The following is a 26,006-nucleotide window of genomic DNA, read 5'->3' as shown; positions in this document are numbered from 1 at the left end:
CCATGGAAAAAGATAGATCTCAAGATAAATATAAGGAAATTACCCAGGAACTTAAGGAAGAGAAAATGAACTGGGATTTCGAAGATTTTCTGAAAAAAACAGAAGAAAGTGAAAAAATAATTCCTCTGGTTAATAAAACGAAAGGTGGTTCCTTGTCGAAAACATTCTGGATGGCTGCAAGTGTAATTTTGCTTCTGTCAATAGGAATTTTCTTTAATTATGAAACTAAAAAATCGGTTAAAGAACAGGACAATTTGGTTCAAAATGAAATCCTGAAACAGAAAGATACTTTCCAACAGGAATCACAACTGGCGATCAACCTGACCAATGATTCTTTAAAAATAAAATCCGACAGCATTATATCTGATTCTACATCAACCGTTGATCAGAATGAGACCGATATTATGAATCAAATTTTGCCTAAACGAGGTCGCATCAGAAGAGAATCGAGACCGAGATATGCGAAAAATTCAACTCCGACTAAAACTGTATCCAAAAATGAAAACTCTGACTATAAATCTAATTACGTAATAATTAATGGTCAGAAAATAGAAAGTGAACAGGAAGCGATTGACTTGACGAAGTATTCCTTCCGAATTCTGTCTGAAAATGTATCGAAAACAGTGGCTCAAACCGATGTCCTAAACAACTTTAAAAATGATTACTAAAATATAATATCATGCAAAAATTACTTATCATATTCGCCCTTTTCTTTTCGCATTTTTTTCAAATTAATGCGCAGAAAGATAAACTGGATCAGCTTTTTGAAAAATATCAGGAAGCGGAAGGAGTTACCTCCATCAAAATTGCAAAACCAATGTTTAATATGCTCAACAAATTAAATATTGCCGACGACGAACTGTCTCAAATTAAACCGTTGCTCAGTAAAATTAATGGTTTGAAAATTCTGATCGTTGAAAAACCAAAAGTTTCTGCAAAGCCGGAAGATCAAAAACAGCAATTGCAGTTTCAAAAATTACAGGCCGACATTACAAGTTCCTTAAAAAACATGAAGTATGAAGAACTCATCACGGTAAATAACAAAGACAATAAAATAAAATTTCTTTCCTCAGATGCTGCGAATGGGATTTTAGATGATCTCTTGCTCAGCATTAATTCAGAAGGAAATACGATGTTGCTGATGCTGGAAGGAAAAATTTCGATGGATGATGTAAACAACTTAGTCAACGAAGCTCAGAATTCTACGCCGATCAGTTCAGTTACTTCCCAAAACATCAGTTCAAATGCTAATACGCAGGTTCGGAATGTAGGAAAATTTACAGGCGTTTCAGTTTCAAGCGGAATTAAAGTGAACTTCACGCAGGGAAATAATCAATCTGTTATTGTGGATACTGATTCAAATTTGCAGCAATATGTTTCGACGGAAGTTCAAAACGGAATCTTAACCATTGCAGTTAAAAATAAAGATAACAAGAATTTGAATTTCAAAAAGCTATTGGTCACTATTGAGGCGCCTCGACTTTCTTCTGTAAAAGTGAGTTCCGGATCATTGTTGACCACTTTAAATACCATTAATGAAAATGATTTCGAAACCAAAATTTCTTCCGGCGCCAATCTGAATGCAGATTTAAATATTGCGAACAGTGTAAAAGTGGATATCAGTTCCGGCTCCAGTGCAAGAATTGAGGTGAATTCTAAAACCATAGAAGTTGATGGTAGCAGCGGTTCAATGGCAACCATCGAAGGAAATGCAGAAAAAATCTCCATCGATTTATCGAGTGCAGCGGCTTGTAATGCGCAGAATCTGGTCGCAAAAACTGCAATGGTTCGTGCTTCTTCCGGCGCTACAGTCAAAGTTCATGCAACTGAATCTTTAAATGCCAATGCAACTTCGGGTGCCTCTATTCGGTACAAAGGAAATCCCCAAAATTTCCAGGGAGAAAAATCATCAGTGAGCGGCGGAAGTGTGAAACCTTTAAACTAATGTCATGAAAAAATTATATTCTTTAAGTGCTTTTTTATTACTAATAATTACACTTCAATCCTGCATTGTTTCTCAAAAACCAAAAATGGATTTCTTTGATCATTCAAATTATGATAACAAAGATGTAAAATTCATAAGTGTAAATGTGCCCATGTTTCTGGCAAAACCCATTGTGAAAAGAGCATTGCGCGAAGATGGTGAAAGCGAAGAACTCATTAACCTCATCAAAAAAGTATCAGACATCAAAGTAATGACGGTGGAAAATGGAAACGAAAATATGGTTTCTGATTACACAAAATATCTGACCAAAAACAATTACGAAGAATGGATGACGATAAAAAAAGATAAAGAAATCATCAAATTTCAGGCGAAACAAAAGGGAGAAGAAATCAGAAGATTACTCATCACAATAGCTTCCGAGAAGGATCTGGTTTATGTAGATGTTTCGGGAAAATTTACAGCAGATGATATTTCCAGAATTATTAATTATTCAGAGAAAAATGATATTAAGAAATTGGTTTCGAAATAGTTAGATTTCAGTAAGAAGCAGCCACAGATTTATTAGTGGCTGTTTCTTTTTATCAGGAACATATATTCAATTTCCATTAGTTTGTTAAGATTCCAGTTAAAAAAAGAGTATTCTATCATTCAATTAAAGTGTATTATTTGCTAACTTTGAATTAAATAACCAAATAAACTAAATCATGAAAACCCTTTTTCAAACCAAAGCCATCAATGCAGATGGAACTGCCGAAAGTGAAATGAGATATGTGTACGAACAAATAAACTTAGATCAGCCGACTGATATTTTAGTTCAGGTTCATCTTTCAAGTATGTTTATCAATCAACAAACTAATTCGTACTGGAATCTCGGAATAACGGTCGACAGTTATGAATTTGAAGAAAATGGCGCAAAAAAAACCGTCAATGTACCACCCTTTTCCGCCTGGAATAATCTTGAGATCTCAAAATGCAGTTGGGTAAAAGTTCGGCTTGAATATCAAAATGGTGGTTGCAGTGGAATCATCAATATTTTCAAAGAATCTTCTCTAAAACTTTCTTTAGAATAAATTAATGAAAATTAAAAATTTAAAATAACCGCATCCTTTTTTGCGGTTATTTTTTTTAAAAATTTTAAATATCAAATTAAATAATTAACAACAAAAACCAAAAACTTTCATTTTAAAAAAAAATAACTTAATTTCGCACAGAAAGTAAAAGATGTCTATTCACAACAAAATCGTAGAAACTGCCATCACTTTCGATGACGTTCTCTTAATTCCTGCTTACTCAGAAGTTTTACCTAATCAGGTTTCCCTAAAATCACGACTTTCCGATAAAATTACGCTCAATGTTCCCATCGTTTCCGCAGCTATGGATACGGTGACAGAAGCAGAAATGGCAATTGCTTTGGCGAGAGTTGGCGGTATTGGTTTCATTCATAAAAATATGCCGATCGAGGAACAGGCAACTCAGGTTTACAATGTAAAACGTTCTGAAAATGGGATGATCTCTGATCCTGTGACTTTATCGAAAGATCATACGTTAGCTGAAGCCAAGGAATTAATGACGAGATTTAAAATTTCCGGACTACCTGTTGTTGATGAGACGAATACTTTGATTGGAATTATTACGAACCGTGATGTCAAATACCAGGAAAATTTAGATTTGAAGGTTGAAGAATTAATGACGAAAGATAAACTCATCACTTCTGATAAAGCCACAAATTTAGATGAAGCCAAAGAAATTCTTCTGAAAAACCGCGTAGAAAAACTTCCTATTGTTGACAAAGACTTCAAACTTGTTGGCTTAATCACCATTAAAGATATCGACAATCAAATGGAATATCCGAACGCCAATAAAGATAAAAATGGTCGGTTGATCGTTGGAGCCGGTGTTGGAGTTGGTGACGACACCATCGATCGCGTTACAGCTCTGGTCAACGCTGGAGTTGATATTATCGCTGTTGATTCTGCGCACGGACATTCAAAAGGAGTTCTTGATAAAGTAACAGAAATTAGAAAACATTTTCCAGATCTTGATATTGTTGGTGGAAATATAGTCACCGCAGAAGCTGCGAAAGATTTAATTGAAGCGGGTGCAAATATTCTAAAAGTCGGTGTTGGTCCAGGTTCGATCTGTACAACCCGAGTTGTAGCCGGAGTTGGAGTTCCGCAATTGACTGCGATCTACAATGTGTTCGAATATGCTAAAACAAAAAACGTTGCTGTAATTGCCGATGGTGGAATTAAATTATCCGGAGATATCGTCAAAGCTTTAGCTTCCGGTGCAAGTGCCGTGATGCTCGGTTCTTTACTAGCCGGAACTGATGAAGCGCCGGGTGAAGAAATTATTTTCCAGGGTCGAAAATTCAAAGCGTATCAAGGAATGGGTTCACTTTCTGCCATGAGACGCGGTGGAAAAGAAAGATATTTTCAAAGTGAGGCCAAAAAATTTGTACCGGAAGGAATTGAAGGCAGAGTTCCACACAAAGGTAAATTAGAAGAAGTTGTATTCCAGTTAACGGGCGGAATTCGCGCGGGAATGGGTTACTGCGGAACGAAAGATATCGACACTTTACAAAAAGACGGTAAAATGGTGATGATAACCGGAAGTGGTTTGAAAGAATCTCATCCTCATGATGTGATCATCACGCAGGAAGCTCCGAATTATTCCCTTTAAAAAAAATAAAATATATAAAGCCGACTATTTAAAAAAGTCGGTTTTTTTTTCGGATTGCTCAAAATCAGTTTATATTTACGTTCTACAAAATCAGCAATGAAGTCTTACTACTTTCTTTTTCTTTTTCTGCTTTTCGGAAGTTGCGATGTGATTTCCAATGCTCCCAATTATGGCGGTACTTCTTCCTCAAATAATGAAGTACAGGAATTCAGAACTTTAATGGAGAAAGATCAAATCAATAAAACCCGCGTAAATGCTGAAGTTTTAACTTATTTATTGAATGATTCAGATCCTGCAGAAAAAAATACAGCAGCAGTTATCGAAAACAGGTCGAACTGTAATATTATCGTAAGAATGGTCGGAAAATCTAATAATCAAATCTACAATCTGCCGATTGCTGCAAACTCCAAAAATCAATTCGTCATTCAAAAAGGGAGTTATACCTTGAGATCAAATATTTGTGCTGCTAAATATTATTCCCAGAAGAATATTCTGGATCCGCTGAGTCTGAAACTTTCTAAAAATTAGTCAAACTGGAATAGAATGTTGAATGCACGGAAAGACCTGAAATTAGCAGAATAACGGTAAGCGAAACAATCATTTTTCATTTCTGATAAAACTCATATCTGAAAACTTTGAAATTAAATCTAATTCGGATAATTTTGTCCTATTAAAAAACAGTTAAATATCAATTCATGAAAAACATTCTTACAACCTTTGCACTCGCTCTTTTAGCGCTTCAGGCGTGCAAAAAAAATCCGAACGAAACTTCCGCAGCAAAATCAGAAAGCGCTGCAATGGACATTAAAGTTAGTGGCGAAACAGAAGACCAAAAACCTGTGAATCCTCCAACAGTTCCTGCACCGGTTGGTGACAGAGCTGCTAAAAAAGTGATCGTACATTTAGAGGCGACAGAAGAAGTTGGCGAACTTGCAGACGGCGCTACTTACAAATTCTGGACTTTTAACGGAACCGTTCCGGGATCATTTATCAGAATCAGAGTCGGCGACGAAGTTGAACTTCATTTAAAAAATGCAAGTAACAGTGTAATGCCGCACAATATTGATCTTCACGCCGTAAACGGTCCAGGTGGAGGTGCAGAAGCAACCAATGTTGCTCCAGGAAAAGAAGCGATCTTTAATTTTAAAGCTTTAAACCCGGGACTTTTTGTTTATCATTGTGCTGCAGCACCGGTTCCATTACACATTGCAAACGGAATGTATGGATTAATTTTAGTGGAACCAGAAGGAGGTTTAGCCAAAGTTGACAAAGAATATTACATTATGCAGGGTGAATTCTATACGAAAGGAAAAACCGATGATAAAGGTCTTCAGGAATTTGACCAGGACAAAGCACTCGACGAAAGACCATCTTATGTAGTCTTCAACGGCAAGAAAAACGCTTTAATGGGTGAAAAAATGCTTCAGGCAAAAGTAGGTGAAACAGTACGTATTTTCGTAGGAAATGCAGGACCAAACTTAGTTTCTTCTTTCCATGTTATTGGGGAAATCTTCGACAAAGTTTATGCAGAAGGTGGAACAAAATACAATGAGAATGTTCAAACCACAGTAATTCCTGCAGGTGGAGCAGCAATGGTAGAATTCAAAGTTGAAGAGCCGGGAGAATATGTGATCGTTGACCACTCTATTTTCAGAGCTTTCAACAAAGGAGCCATCGGTAAATTAAAAGTTACGGGAGAGAAAAATCCGAAAGTTTACCATAAAGTACAATAATCGAAAATCTTAAATATCAAATAAAAGAAACTGCCATGTCATCAATTTTCAAAATAGTTCTGTTCATCGGCGGTTTCTTTTTTATTCTGGTATCCTGCAATAAAAAGAGCACAGAAATTTCTACAAAAAAAGTTCCTGCTGCTATTACTCAGGAAGCCGCAATTCATCCGGACGTGAAAATGATCACCATCAAAGGCGGAAGTTATTTATCTTTTTACGGCGACAGTTCTCTGGTTAAAGTGGATGATTTTCTTTTGGATGAAAGACCTGTAACAAATAAGGAATTCCTCGATTTTGTGATCAAAAATCCGAAATGGAAACGCAGCAACATCAAAACTATTTTTGCAGACGACACGTACTTGAAAAATTGGCAAAATGACGAAACGCTTCCAAAAAATGCTGATCCAGATGCACCTATCACTTTTGCTTCCTGGTTTGCCGCAAAAGCTTACGCGAAAAGTGCAGGAAAAAGATTACCAACTTTAGACGAATGGGAATTTGTAGCAATGGCAGACGAAGAAACTGCAAATGCCCGAAAAAAACCTACGTATTCCGCTCATCTCATCAATCTTTACAATGAAAAATTAAGAGAGAAAAATAAGGTAATGATTTCAAAACCGAATTTTTACGGCGTTTACAATATGTTCGATCTGGTTTGGGAATGGACGGACGATTTCAATTCGATCATGTCGACCGCGGATTCCAGAAATGGAGAATTCGATGACAAAGGATTATTTTGTGCTTCAGCAGCAACGAGCGCAACGGATGTTCTGAATTATGCCTCGTTTATGAGATACGCTTTCAGATCAAGTTTAAAAGCCAATTTCACGGTAGAAAACTTAGGATTCAGATGTGCAAAAGACCTTCAAAAAAAATAAAATGAAAAATTTCACCATACTCATTTTCTCTCTTCTTTTCCTTTTTGCCTGCAAAGACAATTCTGAAAAACCAGAAGATATCAAAGTAAAAACTGCAGATTCTATCTTCTTATTAGATTCAAAGTGGCAAAATCAAGATGGCAAGGAAATTCAACTGAAAGATCTAAAAGGTAAAAATTTGGTTGTTGTAATGATTTTCACGAGTTGCCAAACAGCTTGTCCGCTTTTGGTAGCCGATATGAAAAAAGTAGAAGCTAAAATCACGAAAGACAAACTCAAAAATACTTCAATGGTGTTGATCACGATCGATCCGACGAATGACACGCCGGAAGTTTTGAAAAAATACGCTCAAAAAAGAGACATGTACGGTGAACCCTGGGTTTTCCTTCGCAGCGATCTTGAATCAACCCGGGAATTTGCAAATGTTCTGGCGGTGAAATACAAAAAAATTACGCCAATTATTTTCTCTCATTCCAATATCATTTCTATCTTTAACAAAAATGGAGAAATGGTAAGTCAGGAAGAAGGAACTGTAAATTCTGATGCGATCGCGAAAACAGTAAATGGTCTGAATTAAAATAACACTAAAAACAGCCATTAATGCCTGCTTAAGAAATTTTGCAGGTATTTTTTTTTGAAAATCTTTTGGTTTATTTCCCCAGTTTATCTTTAAAATCATCGATTCGAAAATCGGTTAAGGCATTTCCTTTTTCTATTTTTTCTTTGGAATATAATTTAAAATCATTTTCAGTTTTTTCTAAAAGATGATCATAAGGTCCAACCGAAGAAATTAGTTTAACCAGAACCGGCGAAATTTCTAAAGTGATAAAAAGCCCCATGATAAAAGCAGCAGCAACTCCTATAATCGCTGAGTTTTTACCCAATTCATCTAAAGCTTGAAGTCTTGCGGCAAAACCGTTGAACTGATCTTCGAAGGTTTCTGTTTTATCTCTTTCTTTTTCGATATTGGTATACACTTTTGAAACTTCTTTATCCAGATATTCCAGTCGGGGACCAATTTGTTTTTGATAATTTTCCAGATCCTGTCGACGCTGTTCTTTTAATTCAGCTTTTCTTTTGGCATTCGTTCCGTAACCAACTTTTCCACTGGTTAAGCCACTTTGTTTCCCTAAAATTTCTTTTTCTAATTCGACCGACGCAGAATCATAGGATTTTTGATACTCGACAACTTTGTTTTGAATTTGTTTTTTCTCTGTGTCAAATGGACCGGATTGCTGCAAAATCCTGCCGTTCATTTCGGCTTGAAGCTGGGTTTTATTTCTCTGAATAATGGTATTCAATTGCTTGTTAACTTCTTTTTCAAATATTTTCAATTCTAAAGGTTTCGAAATAATGATCCCTAAAAAAGTCGCTAAAATCAATCTCGGAATGGCCATCAAAATTTGATTCCACCAAGTCCCCGTTTTTTTGATGGAGGAAACAATATACCGGTCGAGATTAAAGATCATTAAACCCCAAAGAATTGCAAATGCCCCTGAAGTCCAGATATTATCGAAAATTGTAAACATCGCGTACCCGGCAGAAAGTGTTGCAAAAACTGCGGTGAACAAAACGATTCCGCCTATTCCGGCAAACTTATTCCATTCGCTCGGTGTTTTTCTTAAAATATGGATGTTGCTGCCGGAACAAATCATCAGAAATTTCTGAAACCAATTCATAGAATGAGCGGTTTGAATTACTGGATTTATTTTTTGATTTTTCATTGGTTTAAAAAATTAAAACTTTAACTAATCTGTCTTAGAAAACGCAACAATGTTACAGATAGTATTAGGTTTAGCCAAGTAAATCCTTTGTGTATTATTTGTAAATCAAATTTACAAAGTAAATAACTGAAAATTAAGAGATTGATCTATTTTAAACGATCGGGATTTTGTTTTAGAAAACTGTCCCATCCGGTGTAAGATTTATCAGTAGAGATGGTACCCGAATTGAAATGATGACAAACCGCAACTGCCAAACCATCGGAAGCATCCAAATATTTGGTGGGAAATTCTTTAAGATTTAAAAGGTTTTTCAACATTCCTGCAACCTGTTCCTTACTCGCATTTCCGTTTCCTGTGATCGCCATTTTAATCTTTTTGGGAGAATACTCAGTGATCGGAACATCGCGATAAAGAGACGCCGCCATTGCAACTCCCTGCGCGCGACCCAGCTTCAGCATCGACTGTACATTTTTTCCAAAGAAAGGAGCTTCCAGCGCAACCTCATCGGGATGAAACTCATCAATTAAAGACAAAGTTCTCTCGAAAATATATTTCAGTTTGGTTTCGTGATTCGGATATTTCTTTAGAATAAGTTCATGCATAGAAATCATTTCTATTTTGTTTCCTTTCACTGAGATCAATCCGAAGCCCATGATCGTGGTTCCGGGATCGATTCCTAAAATAATTTTTTCTGTTTGCACGCTGCAAAAATAATCCGTTTAATTTAATAACATCAGATAAATACTTATAATTTAGTATTTTATATTAATTTTGTTTAGAAATAATTGCGCTATGGTTCGACTTCTTTCCTTTTTTTACCTGATTCTGTTAATTTTGATGGGTTCCTGCAATGTACAAACTGCCGTGCCCAACAATACTGGTGCAATCCCGAAAAGCGTTGCCCCAGAAAACAGCATTATTTATCTTTTTTTTGGAATTGAAAAAACACCGTCCGGCTCTGAAAAAGTAACACATACCGAAACAAGAATAACAAAAGGAATTATAAAAAATACCTCCATTGACAACAAAGAAAATAAGGCAGGAAATCTCCTGATCACCATGCTCGGAAAAGGTGGGGAAATTTTGGAAGAAAGAATTATCGAAGATCCGCTCAATCCTGTTCTTGAAGTGTTTGCAGAAGATGGATTGAGTAAGAATAAAGTCAATTTATCAAAAGCTGAGTTCAGCGTAAGGTTTAATCAAAAAGGAGAGATCTCTTCCGTGAAAATTGAAAAAATTACTACAACCTCAAAAAACAATTTAATAACCTTAAAACTTTAAACGATGAAAAAAATTCTACTATTTTTGATGATGAGCCAGTTGTGCTTTTCTCAAGTTTTTGAAACCGTCCCCATTATAGAGAACGGACCCAGAGATAAAAGGATCAATATGGTGGTTCTGGGAGATGGATTTACTGCGGCGCAACAGGGAAATTTTATCGCAGATGCAACGACTCTGATCAACTACATTTTCGCAAAATCACCATATAATCAGTACAAAAACTATTTTAATGTTTACGCGATCAAAGTAATCTCTTTGGAATCCGGCGTAAAACATCCGGGAACGGCAACTGATGTGACAGAACCTGTATTTCCGGTAAGTAATCCCAATAATTTTTTAGGAACAACTTTCGACGTTGGTGTTCATCGCTGCGTATATTCGAACACGACCAATAAAGTAACCGGTGTTCTGGCGAGTAATGTGCCTGATTTTGACATTGCATTTGTCTTAGGAAATTCTCCGGAATACGGTGGTTGCGGCGGAACGTACGCTTTCCTGTCCAATCATCCTTCCGCGCCCGAAATTGTAGTGCACGAGCTTGGACATTCCTTCGGAAATTTAGCCGATGAATACTGGTTTTCAGGAACGGGTGAATCTCCAAATAAAACGAAAGACAATAATCCTGCAACCAACAGATGGAAAAACTGGTTAGGAATTAATTCAACCGGCATATTTCCGTATGAGGAAAGTCCGACCTGGTTCAGACCTAATCAAAATTGCGAAATGCGTTATTTAAACCGCGAATTTTGCTCAGTTTGCAAACAACAATTGATCGAGAGAGTTCATACTTTGCAAAATCCGATCGATTCCTTTACACCAAGCAATGCAGCAGCAATTAATCTTACTGCTCCGATTACCTTTAATGTAAATGAAATTTTACCGGTACCAAATACTTTAGCAAATTCCTGGAGTTTAAATGGAACCTCTTTGACGAAAACCTCAAACGCGACCACCATTAATCCTGCAAGTTTTAATATGGGAAATAATACGGTACTTTTTTCGGTCGTGGACAACAACAGTTTATTGAAGGTTGACAATCACTCTTCTCTACATGTTGGAACCGTTTCCTGGACCGTAACGAAAACACTTGCTGCAATTGATGTAAACGCTACGCAAAGAAATTTTACGCTTTATCCAAATCCTGTGAAATCCCAGATCTTTATTAAAGATCAAAATAAAAGTTTAAAGAATATCTCCGTAGAAATTCTTGATGCTTCAGGGCGAAGTTTAAGAACGCCGAAAGTAGAACTTTTGAGTTCAGGTGAAGTTTCCGTAGATGTTGAAGGACTTTTGCCACAAACCTATTTTATCAAAGTGTACGAAAATAAATCTTTGATCCTGACCCAAAAGATCATTAAAGAATAAATTTATTTTTTAATTCATAACAATCCGGATCCTTATGGAATTCCGGATTTTTTTATTTAAATTTTAATCGCAATAATTAGATATTTAACAAACATTTATAATTTTCAGTATCAATACATTAAAGAATAGTATTAAATTTGGTAATATTAAAAATAAAAACATGAAAAAACTTCTACTGGGTCTAAGTTTAATGGGAACATTCGCACTTTCCAATTTTACGTTTGCTCAAAAAACCGAAACTCCGAAATTTGTCGGAAACATTGAAGGAATAAAAGAATATTCTTTAACCAACGGAATGAGAGTTTTGTTGATTCCAGACGGTTCACAGAGCAATATGGTCGTTAACATTATTTACCATGTAGGTTCCAAAGATGAAGGTTATGGAGAAAAAGGAATGGCGCATTTGCTGGAACACATGCTTTTTAAAAGCACGAAAAACCTGGGTGATATTAAGAAACAATTATCCGACAAAGGCGGTGCTGCAAACGGAACCACTTATTATGACCGAACCAATTATTACGAAATTTTTCCTTCTAATGATGAGAATCTGAAGTGGGCAATTAATATGGAAGCCGATCGAATGATCAACGCGACCATTTTGCAAACCGACTTAGACAAAGAATTTTCTGTGGTTAGAAATGAATTTGAGATCGGGGAAAACAATCCTTCCGGCGTTTTGATGGAAAAGGTATTTTCTACGGCGTACATGTGGCATAATTACGGAAATTCTACGATTGGAAGCAAAGAGGATATCGAGCGAGTAAAAGCAAATACGCTCCGAAAATTTTACGAAAAATATTATCAACCCGACAATGCAACCCTGATCATTGCGGGAAAATTTGATGAAAACAACGCTTTAAAATATATTGCGGAAAATTTTTCAAACTTACCAAAACCAACCAGAGAACTGGGCGGAACTTACACAGTAGAACCACCACAAGACGGAGAAAAAACGGTAGTTCTGAACCGCGCCGGAGAAAGTAAACTGGTTGCCGCAGCTTATCATACTTCTGCGTACGCCGATAAAGATTTTGCAGCTTTGGCAGCTTTGAGTGAAATTTTAACAGGAAATCCTTCTGGATATTTATACAAAAGTTTGGTAGAAACACAAAAAGTTTCCGCGATCTGGGCTTATTCTCCAGAATCAAGAGATCCGGGGATGATGTATTTCAACTTTGATGTGCCGAAAGACAAAAATTTAGACGTCACTGAAAAATTGGTAAAAACTGAATTAGATAAAATCGCCACTACTAATTATACAGAAGAAGATTTAGCACGCGCAAAATCAAAACTTGTAAAACAGATTTCAGACACCAAAAATAATACGATCGGTTATGCGATCTCTCTGACGGAAATTGTCGGAGCAGGGAATTACAAACTGTCATTTTTATATCGCGACAATGTAGAAAAACTGACCCTTGCAGACATTAAAAGTGTGGCGCAGAAATATTTTAAAAGCAACAACAGAACAATCGGGCTTTTTGTACCGAGTGCCAATGAAATGCGGGTGAAACCTTCAGAATTTCAACCTGACCAAATCGCCTCTTTAACCTCTAATTATAAGGGAAAAGATTTAGAAAAAGAAGCTGCACCGTTTGAAGCTTCTATTGCGAATCTGAAGAAAAATGTAACAGAAGGCGTTCTTTCCAACGGAATGAAATATGGCCTCATCAATAAAGAAGTAAAAGGTGATAAAGTAATGGCTACTTTTAAGTTTCTGCTCGGAAACGAAAAAGATCTGGCCGGTAAAAATACAATTGGCGACTTAACTGCAGATCTTTTGAAAGCAGGAACCAAGACCAAAACAAAAGAGCAGATTCAGGATAAACTTGATCAATTAAAATCATCTATTGACACAAGAATTAGTGGACAGAACTTATTTATCAGTTTGTCAACTTACAAAAATAATTATCCGGAGGTGATGGATATTTTAAAAGATATGTTGGCTAATTCTACTTTCCCACAAAATGAATTAACTAAAACAATTTCAGAATATACGACTGCTTTAGAAGGTCAACTAAAAGATCCGCAAGCACTCGCGCAAAATGAGCTGCAACGCTTAGCAATGCCATATCCAAAAGAAAGCGTTTTTTACACTGCCTCTTTACAGGAAGAAATTGATAATACCAAAAAAGTCACCCGAGATCAAATCGTAAATTTCTACGAAAACATAATGGGTGCGAACACCGGATTCGGAACGGTTTTAGGAAATCTTGATCCGAAAATCGCAGCTTCTTCCTTAGAAAACACTTTCGGAAAATGGAATGCAAAATCGAAATACACCGAAATAAAACCTACCTATTTTGATACTAAAAAAATTGATAAAAATTTCTTGACGCCTGACAAAGAAAATGCCATGGCTTTAGGAACAGAAAGTTTTAAAATGGATCAGAAGAGTGCAGATTATCCGGCGCTACTTTTGGCTAATGAAATATTGGGAAGTGGCGGATTTTTATCGGCAAGATTACCGATGAGACTGCGTGAAAAAGAAGGAATAAGTTATGGAGTTGGTTCATTTTTAAATGTCCCTGTTTCTAATGATGTAGCGTCCTGGGGATTTTATGCCTTATTAAACCCGACCAAAAGAGATGCTGTAGAAAGTGCAGTGAAAGATGAAGTAAGCAAAGCTTTAAAAGACGGTTTTACCGCAGATGAAGTTACGACCAACAAAAAAAGTTACGCCAACATTCAGAAAACCATGTTGGGAATGGATAATACGCTGATCAATCTGGTGAATAAAAAATTACAGTACGGCGTTTCTCTAGATGAATATGACGCTTTAAATTCTAAGATTGCCAATTTAAAACAGGAGGAAGTAAATGCGGCACTGAGAAAATATCTGACTTTAGATCGTTTGACTTCTGTGTACGCAGGAGATTTCAATAAAAAATAAAATTCAAAAAATAAGATCAAATCCGGTTCAGAAATGGGCCGGATTATTTTTATTAGGTCCAAATGATTTAAGTCATTTTTAATAAAAATCCAAAAAAGATTACATACATAAGAAAATTATACATAGATTTGTTAGGTATTAAATTTTAGTCATGAAAAAAAATGGACTTTACAAAGGAACCTTACAGAATATCATTCTAAAACTTTTGGTTAAAGAAGTAAAAATGTACGGTTATCAAATGACCCAGCGCGCCAAAGAATTAACTCAGGGTGAGCTGGAAATGACTGAAGGTGCACTTTATCCAATACTTCATAAACTGGAAAATGACGGCATTATTTATTCAAGTATAGAAACCGTAAATGGTCGCGACAGAAAATATTATTTTCTTACGGAAAAAGGAAAAAAACAACAAGTTCAACAGGAAGCCGAAATGAAAAGTTATCTGTTTAATCTTAAAACCATTTTTGAAATATGATGACACTCTCTGAAAAAACACACATCCGTAATTATTTGATATCTAAAAAACTCCCGCTAGACGTGTTGATGGAAGTTACTGATCATTTTGAAATCCAAGTTGAATCATTACAACGCGAGGAAGAAATTTCTTTTGATGAAGCCTTTAAACTTACTAAAAATATCTGGCAAAAGGATTTCCGTCTCACGAAAAAATCATTTTTTTCCTTTGGAAAAGTACCTGTAATCGTAAAGGAAATTCAAAGAGAAATCAACAAGAAACTCCTTAAAAAGTCTTTAACGATAGCTTTTGTACTAATGTTATTGCAATTTCTTACTGCAAAGTTTATGATGAAAGATTACTATTTTATGATCAATGCAGTAATTTATGTTTTGTTAGGAATATTAATTGTGGTAATGATCCTCGTTTATGCTTTTTCAAGAATTAGTAAACAAAGAACAAGGGCAGAAAAATATTTCTACAATCAGCTGCTGAATATTTTTCTTTTATCTATTTTACTTGCAATTTTGGGTGTCTTCACAAAACTTCCAACCAATTCTTTTAAAGTGGTCTATGACTTTTTACACGGCTCTAATTTGTTTTCTACAGAGATTTTTATTGCTGCGGTCACAAGCATTGTATTCAAAACAGCAGTCACTTTTTATCTGTACTTCATGTTACAGGACCGCTCAGCTTCAATAAGGAAAGTTAAGGATTATGAGAACTCTTACTCTTAAATTCACAGAAATATGTCAAAACAATCCGGTTCAGAAATGGGCCGGATTTTTTTTGGGAAATTTTTCTGTAAAAAAGGGGAAATCTTTTTAACTTTAAACAATACGTGATGTCAAATAAAAAATCTTCTGTCTTATGAAAAAATTGTCAACTCTCTTCTCGTTTTTGCTGTTTTCAAATTTGTTTTTCGCTCAAATTCCCATCTTGGAAATTGCGGGGAAAAATGGAGATTATAAAATGAATAACGAGGTAATTCTTCAAAGTTTAAATTATGACATCAAGATCACTGGAAACATTTCTACCACCGTTGCAACAATGGTTTTCAAAAATAATTCCAGCAGAATATTAGAAGGTAGAATAACATTTCCTTTGCCGGAAAACGTTTCCGTAAGTGGCTATGCTTTAGATATTAATGGGAAATTACGCAATGCAGTTCCCGTTGAAAAAGCCAGGGCGAAAGAAGTTTTTGAAAGTATTGAGAAAAGAAGAGTTGACCCCGGAATTTTGGAAAAAGTAGAGGGAAATAATTTTCGGACGCGTATTTATCCCGTTCTCGCCAATGGAGAAAGAACCGTTCAAATTACTTATAATCAAGAATTAAAAAAATCGGGAAATAATCTCGAGTATTTTTTACCGCTGGATTATAAAGCTTCTATTCCTTTTTTTAGTTTAAAAACTACGGTTTTTGAAAACAGCACAATGCCACAATTAGAAGAAAGACCCGATGGAAGTTTTGATTTTAAAAAGAATGGAAATGTTTGGGTTGCGGAAATTAAAAAATCTAATTATAAAACGACAGAAAACCTGCGAATTAATCTTCCTCAAAATAATGAAGAAAATTCTGTTTTGATGCAGAAAGCGAGTGGCGATCAATTTTATTTTTTGGCAAATATCCCCGTGACGGCTTCTTCAATTTCAAAAAAAATTCCGCAGACGATCGGCATTATTTGGGACAATTCTTTGAGTGGTTTAAAACGCGATCACGAAAAAGAATTTGAGTTACTGGATGAATATTTTAAAGTGGCAAAAAATATCAATGTCAAATTATCACTTCTTAGCAATGAATTTGAAGAAAGCAAAAGCTTTAAAATTACTAATGGAAACTGGACGGAATTAAAAACTTTTTTAAAGACTCTAACCTACGATGGAGGAACAGACTTCGGAGAAATAAAGAGTCTGAATGTAGAGGAGTATTTTCTCTTTTCCGATGGCCTGTCTACTTTTGGAGATTTAAATCTAACTTTAAGAAAACCCGTTTATACCATCATTTCTTCGCCGAAATCTAACTTCAGTCAGATGAAATTCATCAGTTTAAAAACAGGTGGTGAACTCTTAAATATCAATCAAAACTCACCTCCGCAGGAGGTAAAAAAATTGCTTTTCCAAAATCTAAAATTTCTGGGTATTACACCTGGTTCGAATTTGAGTGAAGTTTATCCACAACTTCCACAAACTGTTAATAATAATCTGGTATTGACAGGGATTTCAAATCAGGGAAAAACTTCAATCACTTTACTTTTCGGCTTTGGAAATCAGGTTTCTCAAGAAAAAGTAATAACCATTAATGCTGAAAACCAAAGCACCAAAGACTGGGATATTTCGAAATTTTGGGCACAAAAAAAGATTTCTGAACTGGAGCTTTTTGGAGAGAAAAATAAAGAAGACATTCAGGAATTAGGTAAGCAATTTGGTATCGCCACCAATAGCACGAGTTTAATTGTCTTAGAAAATGTACAGGATTATGCACGTTACGAAATTTTTCCACCTGCAGAATTGCGGGCAGAATATGATCAAATCATAAAAGGAAACCGAGATCAAAGAGATGCCCGAATGACGAATTTAATGGAGAAAGCGGAACTGATGACAGAAGATCTGAAAAAATGGTCGAATACTGATTTTAAAAGTCCGAAAAAATATCCAAAACCATTGGGTCGTCAAAATCAAGCGCCATCAGTCAATAATTCTGAAGTTCACAACGAATTATCCGGTCAGGTTCAGGGGGTTCAAATTCGTGGAAATAATTCTGAAGAGAGGACTCAAGATATTCAGGAAGTAGTCACAGTTAGAGGAATTAGTTCAGCCAGTAATAAAAGCAGGAGTGACGATGAAGTCAGTAATGACAAATCCGCTGAAAAAGAAAACATCGCAAAAGGAAAGATCACAACCATCGATGTGAAATCTGATCAGGAATACATGAAGTTTTTTGACAAATTAAATTCCGCAGAAAGTATTTATACGCAATATTTGGTGCAAAGAAAAAATTACATTCAAACACCGACTTTCTATTTTGATGTGGCAAATCTGCTCTTTCAACAAAATAATAGAAAATTAGGTTTAAAGGTTTTGAGTTCAATTGCGGATCTGGATCTTGAAAATGAAGAACTGTACAAGCTCCTGGTTTACAAATTAAAAGAACAGAATATCAACGACAAACAAGTCTGGATCGCCAAAAAAATTATGGAGTGGCGACCGATGGATCCTCAGAGTTACCGCGATTATGCATTGGCATTGGAAGATGAGGGGAAACCACAGGAAGCATTGAATAATCTTTACAAAATTTTGAATAGATCGTACACGCAGGAACTCGCAAACCGAGATAACGGAATAGAAGAAACCATCATCATGGAATTGAATGAATTGATCTCCAGAAACGGTAATAAACTCGATCTAAGTAAAATTAATCCAAAATTAATAACAGATCTACCTGTCAATATTCGCGTCGTTCTGAACTGGAATAAAGACAATACCGATATTGATCTTTGGGTGACCGATCCGAACGGAGAAAAATGCATGTATTCTAATAAAAAAACGGCGCTTGGCGGAAGATTGAGCGATGATTTCACGGGAGGATTCGGACCGGAACAATTTTTATTAAAGAAAGCCATCAAAGGAAAATATAAAATAGAAACCAATTTCTATGGAGAAAACCAGGTGACTTTGAGTGGACCAACTGCAATCTTAGCGGAGATCTATCTTAATTACGCTACTGGTAAACAGGAAAGAAAACTCGTTATTTTTCAAAATCAGAAAAAATCAAAAGAAGGAAACGGCGATGGTGTTTTGATCGGAGAGTTCGAATTTTAATTTTTTTTTCATCGAGAAATTCACTATTGTTAAACTAAGTTAAATCTTACTATTCCTCGGAAATTGGAATGTTTTGTGCACTAATGAAGGAAATAACATTAAAAAATATTACAATGGAAAACGACAAAGTAGTTAGCTTATTAAACGATTTACTGACCAAAAATTACGACGCTGAGAAAGGATATAAAGAAGTTGCTGAAAAAATTGAGCACACTTCTCTTAAATCTTATTTTGATGCTCAAGCTCAAAACAGATATGATTTCGGACATCATATCAAAGAATTAATTTCAAAATATGGTGGCGAACCGCACAAAGGAACAAGTATTGTGGGAGATCTACACAGAACCTGGATCGCAATCAGAGACGCATTTACAGATGGAGACAATGCGATCTACGCAGAAGCAATTCGTGGTGAAGAAGCATTTTCCGCAGAGTACGGAGACATGTTAACCAAAGAAGTTTTACCACAAGATGTAAAAGATATGGTTCAAACTCAGAAAAATTCTGTAGACAAAGCTTTAGCATCATTAAAAGTGATGGATGGTTTTCAATCCTAAAAAATTTCAGAGATAGCATTAAAAAATGGTTTCGGCAGTGCTGAAACCATTTTTTTTGGAATGAAAACAAATCTATTAGAGCGAAGAAAGTGGTTTCAACATTTCCGTCCGCAACTCAACTACTTTGTTTTGAACTGAATCTGCAATCTTTTTCATTTCCTTATGCGGATTAAAAATCGCATTTTTTCCTTTCGCCTCATCAGCAATATTGGACAAAATGATGACTGAAGTTTTAGTTTCCGGATAATAAATATTGAGTGACGGCGCACCTTTTACATAACCCGAATGAAAATAAGAACGAGGTTCCATATTGTTCATCATAATTCCGAAACCATATTCCATTTTTCCAAAAACCGGATGATTTCTATCCGCTGATTTTTCAGTCATTTTTTTCAAAGTTTCCGGCTTCAGAATTTGTCCGTTATACAGTTTTGTATTCCAGAGATGAAGATCAGAAACGGTGGTCAAGATTCCGCCGGCAGGAACGGAGATCTCTTTGTTTGCTAGACGTTTCGGCATATTTGCAATTTCCTGAAGTTTTTTCGAATTCCCTAAGAAAGCTCCTGCAAGATGATTTCCCTGCGATAAATTAGCGGTAGAAGAATTGTTCATTCCAACTTTTTTAAAAAGTTCGAGCGCGTTTTCATCGTAAGATTTCCCTGAAATTTTTTCAATAATTTCGCCCAACAGCCGATATCCCTTGTTAGAATAATGAAATTTTTCTCCGGGTTTTGAAAGCAATCCATTTCCAGAATCACTGATTCCTGAGGTATGATTTAATAAATTCTTAATGCTGATATTTTCAAAGCCACCTTTTTCAAAGCCCTTCAAGTATTTTGAAATTTTATCTTCTGTGTTAAGATGGGCCTGATCTTCCTGAAGCAAAATAAGAACCGCGGTAAACTGTTTACTGATCGACGCAATTGCAAAAACCGAATTGCTGTCGAGCTTAGACTTATCCTTAAAATTTTGAAATCCTTCACTTTTTTGATATAAAATATTTTCACCTTTCAGAACTGCCACAGAACCATTGAAATGATATTTAGAAAAGACAGAATCAATTTGGGCAGTCAATAATTTTTTCTGAAAACTGTTGATCGTACTGTCGATCACTGCATCCCGCGAAATCGTTTTTTCCGCAATTTTTTCTGTTTCTGACTTACAGGAAAATAAAAGGATGAAAATAAACAGGAAAAATGTAGTTTTAAAATTCATATGAAATTGTCTTTTTTCAAATATAAAGAATGAAAAATAAATGACCTTTGATGAGACATAAATTTTTCAGAATTTTAAATAATTTTTCAGTTTAGACTAAAAAAAATCTCCCAAAATTTGAGAGATTTTAAGGTACTTGATCTTGAGGTTTTACAATGAAGATGCTCCGGCCTCTGCAACTGCGTGATCATTTTCAACAGAACTTCCGCTTACTCCGATCGCACCAATAATTTCACCATCGGCATTTTTCACCGGAATTCCACCTGGGAAAGTTATTAGACCACCGTTGGAATGTTCGATGTTGTAAAGCGAACCTCCGGGTTGAGAAAGATTGCCGATCTCCCCGGAATTCATATCAAAAAATCTTGCTGTTTTTGCTTTCTTAATGGAGATATCCAATGATCCTAACCAAGCGCCATCCATTCTTGCGAAAGCGACTAAGTTTGCACCACCGTCGACTACGGCGATATTCATTTTACAATCGATTGCTCTGGCTTTTTCCTGTGCTGCAGAAATTAATTTTTCAGCTTGCGATAACGTAATATTCATTTACTAAATTTTTTATTTGTTTAAATTTTTGCTTTTAAAAAGTATAAAAAAGACCCTCAAACCTATAAAAATTTGATGGTCATATGTATTAATTATTGTTGTTCTCTCAAGGAGCTACTTTTCGCACGTACAGCCTTTGCAGGTACAGTTGGTACACGTACATTTTTTACAGTCTCCTGATTTGCAAGATTCGCAGTTGCAGGTACAATTCGTGTTTTCCATAATTTCTATTAAATTAATATTAACGTAAATGTAAAAAATGATTTTCAAAGAAAGATCGTAATTATCTGATTTAACGAAAATTAACGTCATTGAAAAAATTAATAAAAAAAACCGTGTCAAGATTTTGAAGTTTGACACGGTTGGTAAATAGATGAAGATTTAAAAAATTGAACTACATATTTCTTCGATACATTCCGCCCACTTCAAATAAAGCATTGGTGATTTGTCCGAGTGAACAGTATTTCACCGCTTCCATCATTTTTGCAAATAAATTTTCATGATTGATAGCGGAAGTCTGCAGATCTTTCAAAATTCCGTCGCTTTTATCAGCGTGAGATTTCTGGAAGTTTTCTAAATTTTTTATTTGAACCTGCTTTTCTTCTTCCGTAGAACGAATAACTTCACCCGGACGAACCGTTGGCGAACCGTCTTTTCCAAGGAAAGTATTCACGCCGATAATCGGGAATTCTCCGGTATGTTTCAGCATTTCGTAATGCATACTTTCTTCCTGAATTTTCGAACGTTGATACATGGTTTCCATTGCACCCAAAACGCCGCCTCTTTCAGTAATTCTGTCGAATTCTGTATAAACTGCATCTTCTACCAAATCGGTTAATTCTTCAATAATAAATGAACCTTGTAAAGGATTTTCATTTTTCGCTAAACCTAATTCCTTATTAATGATGAGCTGAATTGCCATTGCTCGACGAACGGAGTCTTCAGTCGGAGTCGTGATCGCTTCATCATAAGCATTGGTATGCAACGAGTTACAGTTGTCATAAATCGCGTACAACGCCTGTAATGTTGTACGAATATCATTAAAGTCAATTTCCTGTGCATGCAGCGATCTTCCGGAAGTTTGAATATGATATTTCAACATTTGAGATCTTTCGTTCGCGTGGTATTTCAGCTTCATTGCTTTTGCCCAAATTCTACGCGCAACACGACCGATTACAGCGTATTCAGGATCCAATCCATTAGAAAAGAAGAAAGATAAATTCGGTGCGAAATCATTGATATTCATTCCGCGGCTCAAATAATATTCTACGTACGTGAATCCATTTGCCAAAGTAAATGCCAATTGAGAAATCGGATTTGCGCCCGCTTCTGCAATATGATACCCGGAAATTGAAACTGAATAAAAATTTCTCACTTTCTCATCGATGAAATATTGCTGAACATCACCCATCAATCTCAAAGCAAATTCGGTGGAAAAAATACAGGTGTTTTGTGCCTGATCTTCCTTTAATATATCTGCCTGAACCGTTCCACGAACATTTGCGATGGTTTCTGCTTTAATTTTATTATAAACCTCCGCATCGATCACTTCATCACCTGTAATTCCTAACAATTTTAAACCTAAACCATTATTTCCTTTTGGAAGTTCGCCTTCGTAAGCAGGTCTTTTCAAACCTTGATCATCAAATTTGGCTTTTAATTTTGCCTCAACTGCGTCCCAAAGATTATTTTCTGATAAGTATTTTTCGACATTCTGATCGATGGCCGCATTCATAAAAAAGGCGAGCAACATTGGAGCTGGACCATTTATGGTCATTGAAACCGAAGTCATGGCATTCACCAGATCAAATCCTGAATACAATTTTTTCGCATCATCTAACGTCGCAATAGACACTCCGGCATTCCCGATCTTCCCATAAATATCTGGTGGAAAAGCTGGATCCTGTCCATATAATGTAACCGAGTCGAAAGCTGTGGATAAACGTTTCGCGTCCATATCTGCGGAAACATAATGGAATCTACGGTTCGTTCTTTCCGGTCCACCTTCTCCGGCAAACATACGAGTTGGATCTTCTCCTGTTCTTTTAAAAGGAAATAATCCTGCCGTGTAAGGAAATTGTCCCGGTACATTTTCCTGACCTTTCCAACGAAGCAAATCTCCCCAATCCTGAAATTTCGGTAATGAAAGTTTTGGGATTTTTAAATGAGATAAAGATTCGTATTTGGTTTCGACTTTAATTTCTTTTCCACGAACAAAGTAAGAATAAGCGTCCTGTGACATTTCTTCTTTAAAGTTTTTCCAGCCTTTTAGAAAAGCGATATTTTCTTCAGAAAGTTCTTTCTTCGTTTTAAGAAAAACTTTTTCTAATTTTTCTACAGTATGCTGATCGTCGGTGATCAAAACTTTCGCGCCTTCAAGTAAATACATTTTCTTTGCGATCAAAGCCTGATTTTCTACTTCTTTGTCATAAGCGTGATTGCTTTCTACAATTTCAGAAAGATAACGAACTCGTTTTGGTGGAATTACAGTGGTGTCTTCAGAAATATTCTGCTCTACAAATTCTCTAAATTTAGGGGCAGTTTCACCAGTAGTTTCAACTAATTTATCGTTGACTTTATTAATTAAAGCATTGTATAATTCGGTCGTTCCATAATCATTGAACTGACTGGCTTTCGTAAAGAAGACCGGCATTTCCTCTAACGGTTTATCAAAAGCGGTATGATTTCTCTGATAGGTTTTACGAACAGCTTGCAAAGCATCTAAAGCGCCGCGTTTGTCGGATTTATTTAAAGCAATTAAATCTGCATAATCCAACATATCAATTTTCTCCAGCTGCGTCGAAGCACCATATTCCGGCGTCATCACATACATTGAAACATCTGCGATATCGGTAATTTCAGAACCGGATTGTCCAATTCCGGAAGTTTCCAAAATGATAACATCAGGTTTTGCTAATTTTAGAATATTTAAAGCAGAATGAATATAAGGCGAAACTGAAACATTATTTTCCCGAGTCGCCATTGATCGCATATAAACACGCGGATCATTAATTGAATTCATTCTGATTCTGTCTCCCAATAAAGCTCCACCTGTTTTCTTTTTGGAAGGGTCGACGGATACAATTGCAATTTTTTGTTCAGGATTTGACCTTAAAAAACGACGAACCAGTTCATCTGTTAAAGAAGACTTTCCTGCTCCACCTGTTCCTGTGATTCCGATAATTGGGATTTTAGAATCCGCTGCTTTTTCATCTATCGCTTTTACGAGATCTGGCTTTTCATCGGAGAAATTTTCTACGGCTGAAATAATTTCGGCAATTGATTTTGAATCTTCAAATTTTATTTTTTCTAAATCACGAATTTCGATTTTTTCACCCGTTGCAAAATCAGATTTTTGCACCAGATCGTTGATCATTCCCTGCAATCCCATTTCGCGACCGTCATCCGGAGAATAAATACGGTCGATCCCATAATCCATTAATTCTTTTATTTCTTCAGGAAGAATTACGCCGCCTCCACCACCAAAAATCTTAATTTGAGGCGCACCTTTTTCCCGCAGAAGATCGTAGATGTATTTAAAGTATTCGTTGTGGCCTCCTTGATAAGAAGTCAAGGCAATCGCATTTGCATCTTCCTGAATCGCACAGTCAACCACTTCTTCCGCAGATTTATCGTGGCCAAGATGAATAACTTCGGCTCCTGTAGCCTGAATCATTCTTCTCATAATGTTAATAGCAGCGTCGTGTCCATCAAATAAAGAAGCGGCGGTTACGACTCTCACTTTATTTTTCGGCGTATATTTTTCTTGATTCATAATATAATTTCGGTTGTCTTCAAAGATAATGAATTAAATAAAATTTTAAAAGTTATCTTAAACAATTGAATGAAAGAACTTTAAAATAAAATATCCTCTTCCAGGTTTAACAGAAAATCAATTTAAAGCCAGGGATTATTTAATTTTCAATATTTTTGCCAAAATTTAAAGATGAAAAGAGCACTCCTATATCTAGCAGGCGGAACCGCAGTCAGTTTTTTATTGAATTACTTTCTATTGGGAAGTCAAGGCTGGGAACTGGATCTGTATTACGGATTTGCGTTTGGTTCTGCGTGGGGAATGGCTTATTTTCTGGATGATCCAAAATTTACATTGCCTCAAAAACTGGGAATTTCTTTTCTTGGAATGGGCTTGTTAGTCCTGATCGGATTTTTGCTTTTCGGTCTGGAACTCGCTGTACCTTCAGTCATTAAATTCTCCATGGTTTTCGTTGCGTACTATTTGATCGCAAGCTTCAAACCTTCAAAATCACTTAGAAATTAGGCAATTTATCGTGCTATTAACCTTTAAAATAAAGAATGATCACCACTTCTAAGATTTTCTTTTCCAAATGATTGCAATAAATATTGGCAAAAGGTTTTCAGATAGAAAAATATTTCATAGCTTTGCACACCCTTTTTAAGGGAAAAATTATGTTTAATCGTAAACGAAAAAAGTGTGAATACATTAAGTTACAAAACCGTCTCAGCTAACAAAGCTACTGCAAATAAAGAATGGGTTGTGGTAGACGCTGAAGGACAACCTTTAGGAAGATTAGCTTCTAAGGTTGCAAAGATTTTGAGAGGTAAGCACAAAACGAATTTCACCCCTCACGCAGATTGCGGAGATAATGTGATCGTTTTGAATGCTGGAAAGATTACTCTTTCCGGAAACAAGTGGGCTGACAAAACTTACATTTGGCATACTGGTTATCCAGGTGGTCAAAAGTCAATGACTGCGCTCGAACTTCAAAAGAAAGATTCTTTGAAAGTATTGGAAAAATCTGTAAAAGGAATGATCCCAAAAACTAAATTAGGGAATCAATTGTTCAAAAACCTTTATTTATATGAAGGAACAGAACATAAACATGAAGCTCAGCAGCCGAAAGTAATTAATATTAACGAATTCAAATAATT

The 26,006-nt window shown here is 35.8% G+C and carries 23 protein-coding genes; 18 read left to right on the top strand and 5 right to left on the bottom strand.

Annotation, left to right across the window (positions count from 1 at the left end):
• The first annotated feature begins 2 nt into the window (after positions 1 to 2).
• The 9 genes from IV494_RS13535 to IV494_RS13495 all read left to right on the top strand — a co-directional run bounded on the left by IV494_RS13535 (position 3) and on the right by IV494_RS13495 (position 7,815).
• Complete coding sequence (locus IV494_RS13535) at positions 3 to 668, top strand: hypothetical protein (RefSeq protein WP_196080648.1); 666 nt, start codon at positions 3 to 5, stop codon at positions 666 to 668.
• An 11-nt stretch (positions 669 to 679) separates the two neighbouring features.
• On the top strand, positions 680 to 1,945 hold the full coding sequence (locus tag IV494_RS13530) for a DUF4252 domain-containing protein (protein ID WP_196080647.1): 1,266 nt from the start codon (positions 680 to 682) through the stop codon (positions 1,943 to 1,945).
• A gap of 4 nt (positions 1,946 to 1,949) precedes the next feature.
• Positions 1,950 to 2,474, top strand: coding sequence for a DUF4252 domain-containing protein (locus IV494_RS13525; protein ID WP_196080646.1), 525 nt, complete (start codon positions 1,950 to 1,952; stop codon positions 2,472 to 2,474).
• Between the two features lie 175 nt (positions 2,475 to 2,649).
• Positions 2,650 to 3,015 carry a hypothetical protein gene (locus tag IV494_RS13520; RefSeq protein WP_196080645.1) on the top strand — a complete coding sequence of 122 codons (366 nt, stop codon included), beginning with the start codon at positions 2,650 to 2,652 and terminating at the stop codon, positions 3,013 to 3,015.
• Positions 3,016 to 3,166: 151 nt separating this feature from the next.
• Positions 3,167 to 4,627 (top strand): IMP dehydrogenase, encoded by a 1,461-nt coding sequence (gene guaB, locus IV494_RS13515; RefSeq protein WP_196080644.1) that lies wholly within the window; start codon positions 3,167 to 3,169, stop codon positions 4,625 to 4,627.
• A 96-nt stretch (positions 4,628 to 4,723) separates the two neighbouring features.
• A complete protein-coding gene (locus IV494_RS13510; RefSeq protein ID WP_196080643.1) occupies positions 4,724 to 5,155 on the top strand; it encodes a DUF6759 domain-containing protein in 432 nt (143 codons plus the stop codon).
• A 167-nt stretch (positions 5,156 to 5,322) separates the two neighbouring features.
• On the top strand, positions 5,323 to 6,360 hold the full coding sequence (nirK, locus tag IV494_RS13505) for a copper-containing nitrite reductase (RefSeq protein WP_196080642.1): 1,038 nt from the start codon (positions 5,323 to 5,325) through the stop codon (positions 6,358 to 6,360).
• Between the two features lie 35 nt (positions 6,361 to 6,395).
• Complete coding sequence (locus IV494_RS13500) at positions 6,396 to 7,238, top strand: formylglycine-generating enzyme family protein (RefSeq protein ID WP_196080641.1); 843 nt, start codon at positions 6,396 to 6,398, stop codon at positions 7,236 to 7,238.
• A 1-nt stretch (position 7,239) separates the two neighbouring features.
• Positions 7,240 to 7,815, top strand: a complete 576-nt coding sequence (locus IV494_RS13495) for an SCO family protein (protein WP_196080640.1) — start codon at positions 7,240 to 7,242, stop codon at positions 7,813 to 7,815.
• Between the two features lie 73 nt (positions 7,816 to 7,888).
• Here IV494_RS13495 and IV494_RS13490 read toward each other — a convergent pair whose 3' ends face one another.
• Both IV494_RS13490 and ruvC read right to left on the bottom strand, forming a co-directional pair.
• The gene (locus IV494_RS13490) at positions 7,889 to 8,962 is read right to left on the bottom strand and encodes a DUF4407 domain-containing protein (protein ID WP_196080639.1); all 1,074 of its coding nucleotides are present in this window, start codon (positions 8,960 to 8,962) and stop codon (positions 7,889 to 7,891) included.
• 146 nt (positions 8,963 to 9,108) lie between these two features.
• Positions 9,109 to 9,663, bottom strand: coding sequence for a crossover junction endodeoxyribonuclease RuvC (gene ruvC, locus IV494_RS13485; protein ID WP_196080638.1), 555 nt, complete (start codon positions 9,661 to 9,663; stop codon positions 9,109 to 9,111).
• Positions 9,664 to 9,754: 91 nt separating this feature from the next.
• Here ruvC and IV494_RS13480 point away from each other — a divergent pair, with 91 nt between their 5' ends.
• From IV494_RS13480 to IV494_RS13450, 7 genes are all read left to right on the top strand, one after another.
• On the top strand, positions 9,755 to 10,243 hold the full coding sequence (locus IV494_RS13480; protein WP_196080637.1) for a hypothetical protein: 489 nt from the start codon (positions 9,755 to 9,757) through the stop codon (positions 10,241 to 10,243).
• A 3-nt stretch (positions 10,244 to 10,246) separates the two neighbouring features.
• A complete protein-coding gene (locus tag IV494_RS13475; RefSeq protein ID WP_196080636.1) occupies positions 10,247 to 11,608 on the top strand; it encodes a M64 family metallopeptidase in 1,362 nt (453 codons plus the stop codon).
• A 160-nt stretch (positions 11,609 to 11,768) separates the two neighbouring features.
• A complete protein-coding gene (locus IV494_RS13470) occupies positions 11,769 to 14,501 on the top strand; it encodes a M16 family metallopeptidase (protein ID WP_196080635.1) in 2,733 nt (910 codons plus the stop codon).
• A gap of 151 nt (positions 14,502 to 14,652) precedes the next feature.
• Positions 14,653 to 14,976 (top strand): PadR family transcriptional regulator, encoded by a 324-nt coding sequence (locus tag IV494_RS13465; RefSeq protein WP_196080634.1) that lies wholly within the window; start codon positions 14,653 to 14,655, stop codon positions 14,974 to 14,976.
• Complete coding sequence (locus IV494_RS13460) at positions 14,973 to 15,692, top strand: hypothetical protein (RefSeq protein WP_196080633.1); 720 nt, start codon at positions 14,973 to 14,975, stop codon at positions 15,690 to 15,692. The genes IV494_RS13465 and IV494_RS13460 overlap by 4 nt, the downstream gene beginning before the upstream one ends.
• 235 nt (positions 15,693 to 15,927) lie before the next feature.
• On the top strand, positions 15,928 to 18,774 hold the full coding sequence (locus tag IV494_RS13455; protein WP_230380166.1) for a VIT domain-containing protein: 2,847 nt from the start codon (positions 15,928 to 15,930) through the stop codon (positions 18,772 to 18,774).
• Between the two features lie 113 nt (positions 18,775 to 18,887).
• Positions 18,888 to 19,331 carry a ferritin-like domain-containing protein gene (locus IV494_RS13450; RefSeq protein ID WP_196080631.1) on the top strand — a complete coding sequence of 148 codons (444 nt, stop codon included), beginning with the start codon at positions 18,888 to 18,890 and terminating at the stop codon, positions 19,329 to 19,331.
• A 75-nt stretch (positions 19,332 to 19,406) separates the two neighbouring features.
• Here IV494_RS13450 and IV494_RS13445 read toward each other — a convergent pair whose 3' ends face one another.
• From IV494_RS13445 to IV494_RS13435, 3 genes are all read right to left on the bottom strand, one after another.
• Positions 19,407 to 20,546: a serine hydrolase domain-containing protein gene (locus IV494_RS13445; protein ID WP_196080630.1), complete on the bottom strand. Its 1,140-nt coding sequence runs from the start codon at positions 20,544 to 20,546 to the stop codon at positions 19,407 to 19,409.
• Between the two features lie 150 nt (positions 20,547 to 20,696).
• Positions 20,697 to 21,095 carry a GlcG/HbpS family heme-binding protein gene (locus tag IV494_RS13440; RefSeq protein WP_196080629.1) on the bottom strand — a complete coding sequence of 133 codons (399 nt, stop codon included), beginning with the start codon at positions 21,093 to 21,095 and terminating at the stop codon, positions 20,697 to 20,699.
• 394 nt (positions 21,096 to 21,489) lie between these two features.
• Entirely contained in the window at positions 21,490 to 24,870 is a 3,381-nt protein-coding gene (locus IV494_RS13435) for a methylmalonyl-CoA mutase family protein (RefSeq protein ID WP_196080628.1), read from the bottom strand.
• Positions 24,871 to 25,041: 171 nt separating this feature from the next.
• Between IV494_RS13435 and IV494_RS13430 the strand changes: the two genes are divergently transcribed.
• Together IV494_RS13430 and rplM are read left to right on the top strand one after the other, a co-directional pair.
• Entirely contained in the window at positions 25,042 to 25,374 is a 333-nt protein-coding gene (locus IV494_RS13430) for a hypothetical protein (RefSeq protein ID WP_196080627.1), read from the top strand.
• Positions 25,375 to 25,548: 174 nt separating this feature from the next.
• Positions 25,549 to 26,004, top strand: a complete 456-nt coding sequence (gene rplM / locus IV494_RS13425; RefSeq protein WP_034721149.1) for a 50S ribosomal protein L13 — start codon at positions 25,549 to 25,551, stop codon at positions 26,002 to 26,004.
• The last annotated feature ends 2 nt before the right edge of the window (positions 26,005 to 26,006 follow it).

Source organism: Kaistella gelatinilytica, from assembly GCF_015679325.1.
Classification (GTDB): Bacteria; Bacteroidota; Bacteroidia; order Flavobacteriales; family Weeksellaceae; genus Kaistella; species Kaistella gelatinilytica.
This window is presented reverse-complemented; position numbering and strand designations above follow the sequence as displayed.

Coding starts and splice junctions, on each gene's coding strand:
- IV494_RS13465 (WP_196080634.1), top strand. CDS start 14,653: ATGAAAAAAAATGGACTTTACAAAGGAACCTTACAGAATATCATTCTA.
- IV494_RS13470 (WP_196080635.1), top strand. CDS start 11,769: ATGAAAAAACTTCTACTGGGTCTAAGTTTAATGGGAACATTCGCACTT.
- guaB (WP_196080644.1), top strand. CDS start 3,167: ATGTCTATTCACAACAAAATCGTAGAAACTGCCATCACTTTCGATGAC.
- IV494_RS13520 (WP_196080645.1), top strand. CDS start 2,650: ATGAAAACCCTTTTTCAAACCAAAGCCATCAATGCAGATGGAACTGCC.
- nirK (WP_196080642.1), top strand. CDS start 5,323: ATGAAAAACATTCTTACAACCTTTGCACTCGCTCTTTTAGCGCTTCAG.
- IV494_RS13430 (WP_196080627.1), top strand. CDS start 25,042: ATGAAAAGAGCACTCCTATATCTAGCAGGCGGAACCGCAGTCAGTTTT.
- IV494_RS13490 (WP_196080639.1), bottom strand. CDS start 8,962: ATGAAAAATCAAAAAATAAATCCAGTAATTCAAACCGCTCATTCTATG.
- IV494_RS13450 (WP_196080631.1), top strand. CDS start 18,888: ATGGAAAACGACAAAGTAGTTAGCTTATTAAACGATTTACTGACCAAA.
- IV494_RS13500 (WP_196080641.1), top strand. CDS start 6,396: ATGTCATCAATTTTCAAAATAGTTCTGTTCATCGGCGGTTTCTTTTTT.
- IV494_RS13475 (WP_196080636.1), top strand. CDS start 10,247: ATGAAAAAAATTCTACTATTTTTGATGATGAGCCAGTTGTGCTTTTCT.
- IV494_RS13530 (WP_196080647.1), top strand. CDS start 680: ATGCAAAAATTACTTATCATATTCGCCCTTTTCTTTTCGCATTTTTTT.
- IV494_RS13480 (WP_196080637.1), top strand. CDS start 9,755: ATGGTTCGACTTCTTTCCTTTTTTTACCTGATTCTGTTAATTTTGATG.
- IV494_RS13455 (WP_230380166.1), top strand. CDS start 15,928: ATGAATAACGAGGTAATTCTTCAAAGTTTAAATTATGACATCAAGATC.
- IV494_RS13460 (WP_196080633.1), top strand. CDS start 14,973: ATGATGACACTCTCTGAAAAAACACACATCCGTAATTATTTGATATCT.
- IV494_RS13495 (WP_196080640.1), top strand. CDS start 7,240: ATGAAAAATTTCACCATACTCATTTTCTCTCTTCTTTTCCTTTTTGCC.
- IV494_RS13525 (WP_196080646.1), top strand. CDS start 1,950: ATGAAAAAATTATATTCTTTAAGTGCTTTTTTATTACTAATAATTACA.
- IV494_RS13435 (WP_196080628.1), bottom strand. CDS start 24,870: ATGAATCAAGAAAAATATACGCCGAAAAATAAAGTGAGAGTCGTAACC.
- IV494_RS13445 (WP_196080630.1), bottom strand. CDS start 20,546: ATGAATTTTAAAACTACATTTTTCCTGTTTATTTTCATCCTTTTATTT.
- IV494_RS13440 (WP_196080629.1), bottom strand. CDS start 21,095: ATGAATATTACGTTATCGCAAGCTGAAAAATTAATTTCTGCAGCACAG.
- IV494_RS13535 (WP_196080648.1), top strand. CDS start 3: ATGGAAAAAGATAGATCTCAAGATAAATATAAGGAAATTACCCAGGAA.
- IV494_RS13510 (WP_196080643.1), top strand. CDS start 4,724: ATGAAGTCTTACTACTTTCTTTTTCTTTTTCTGCTTTTCGGAAGTTGC.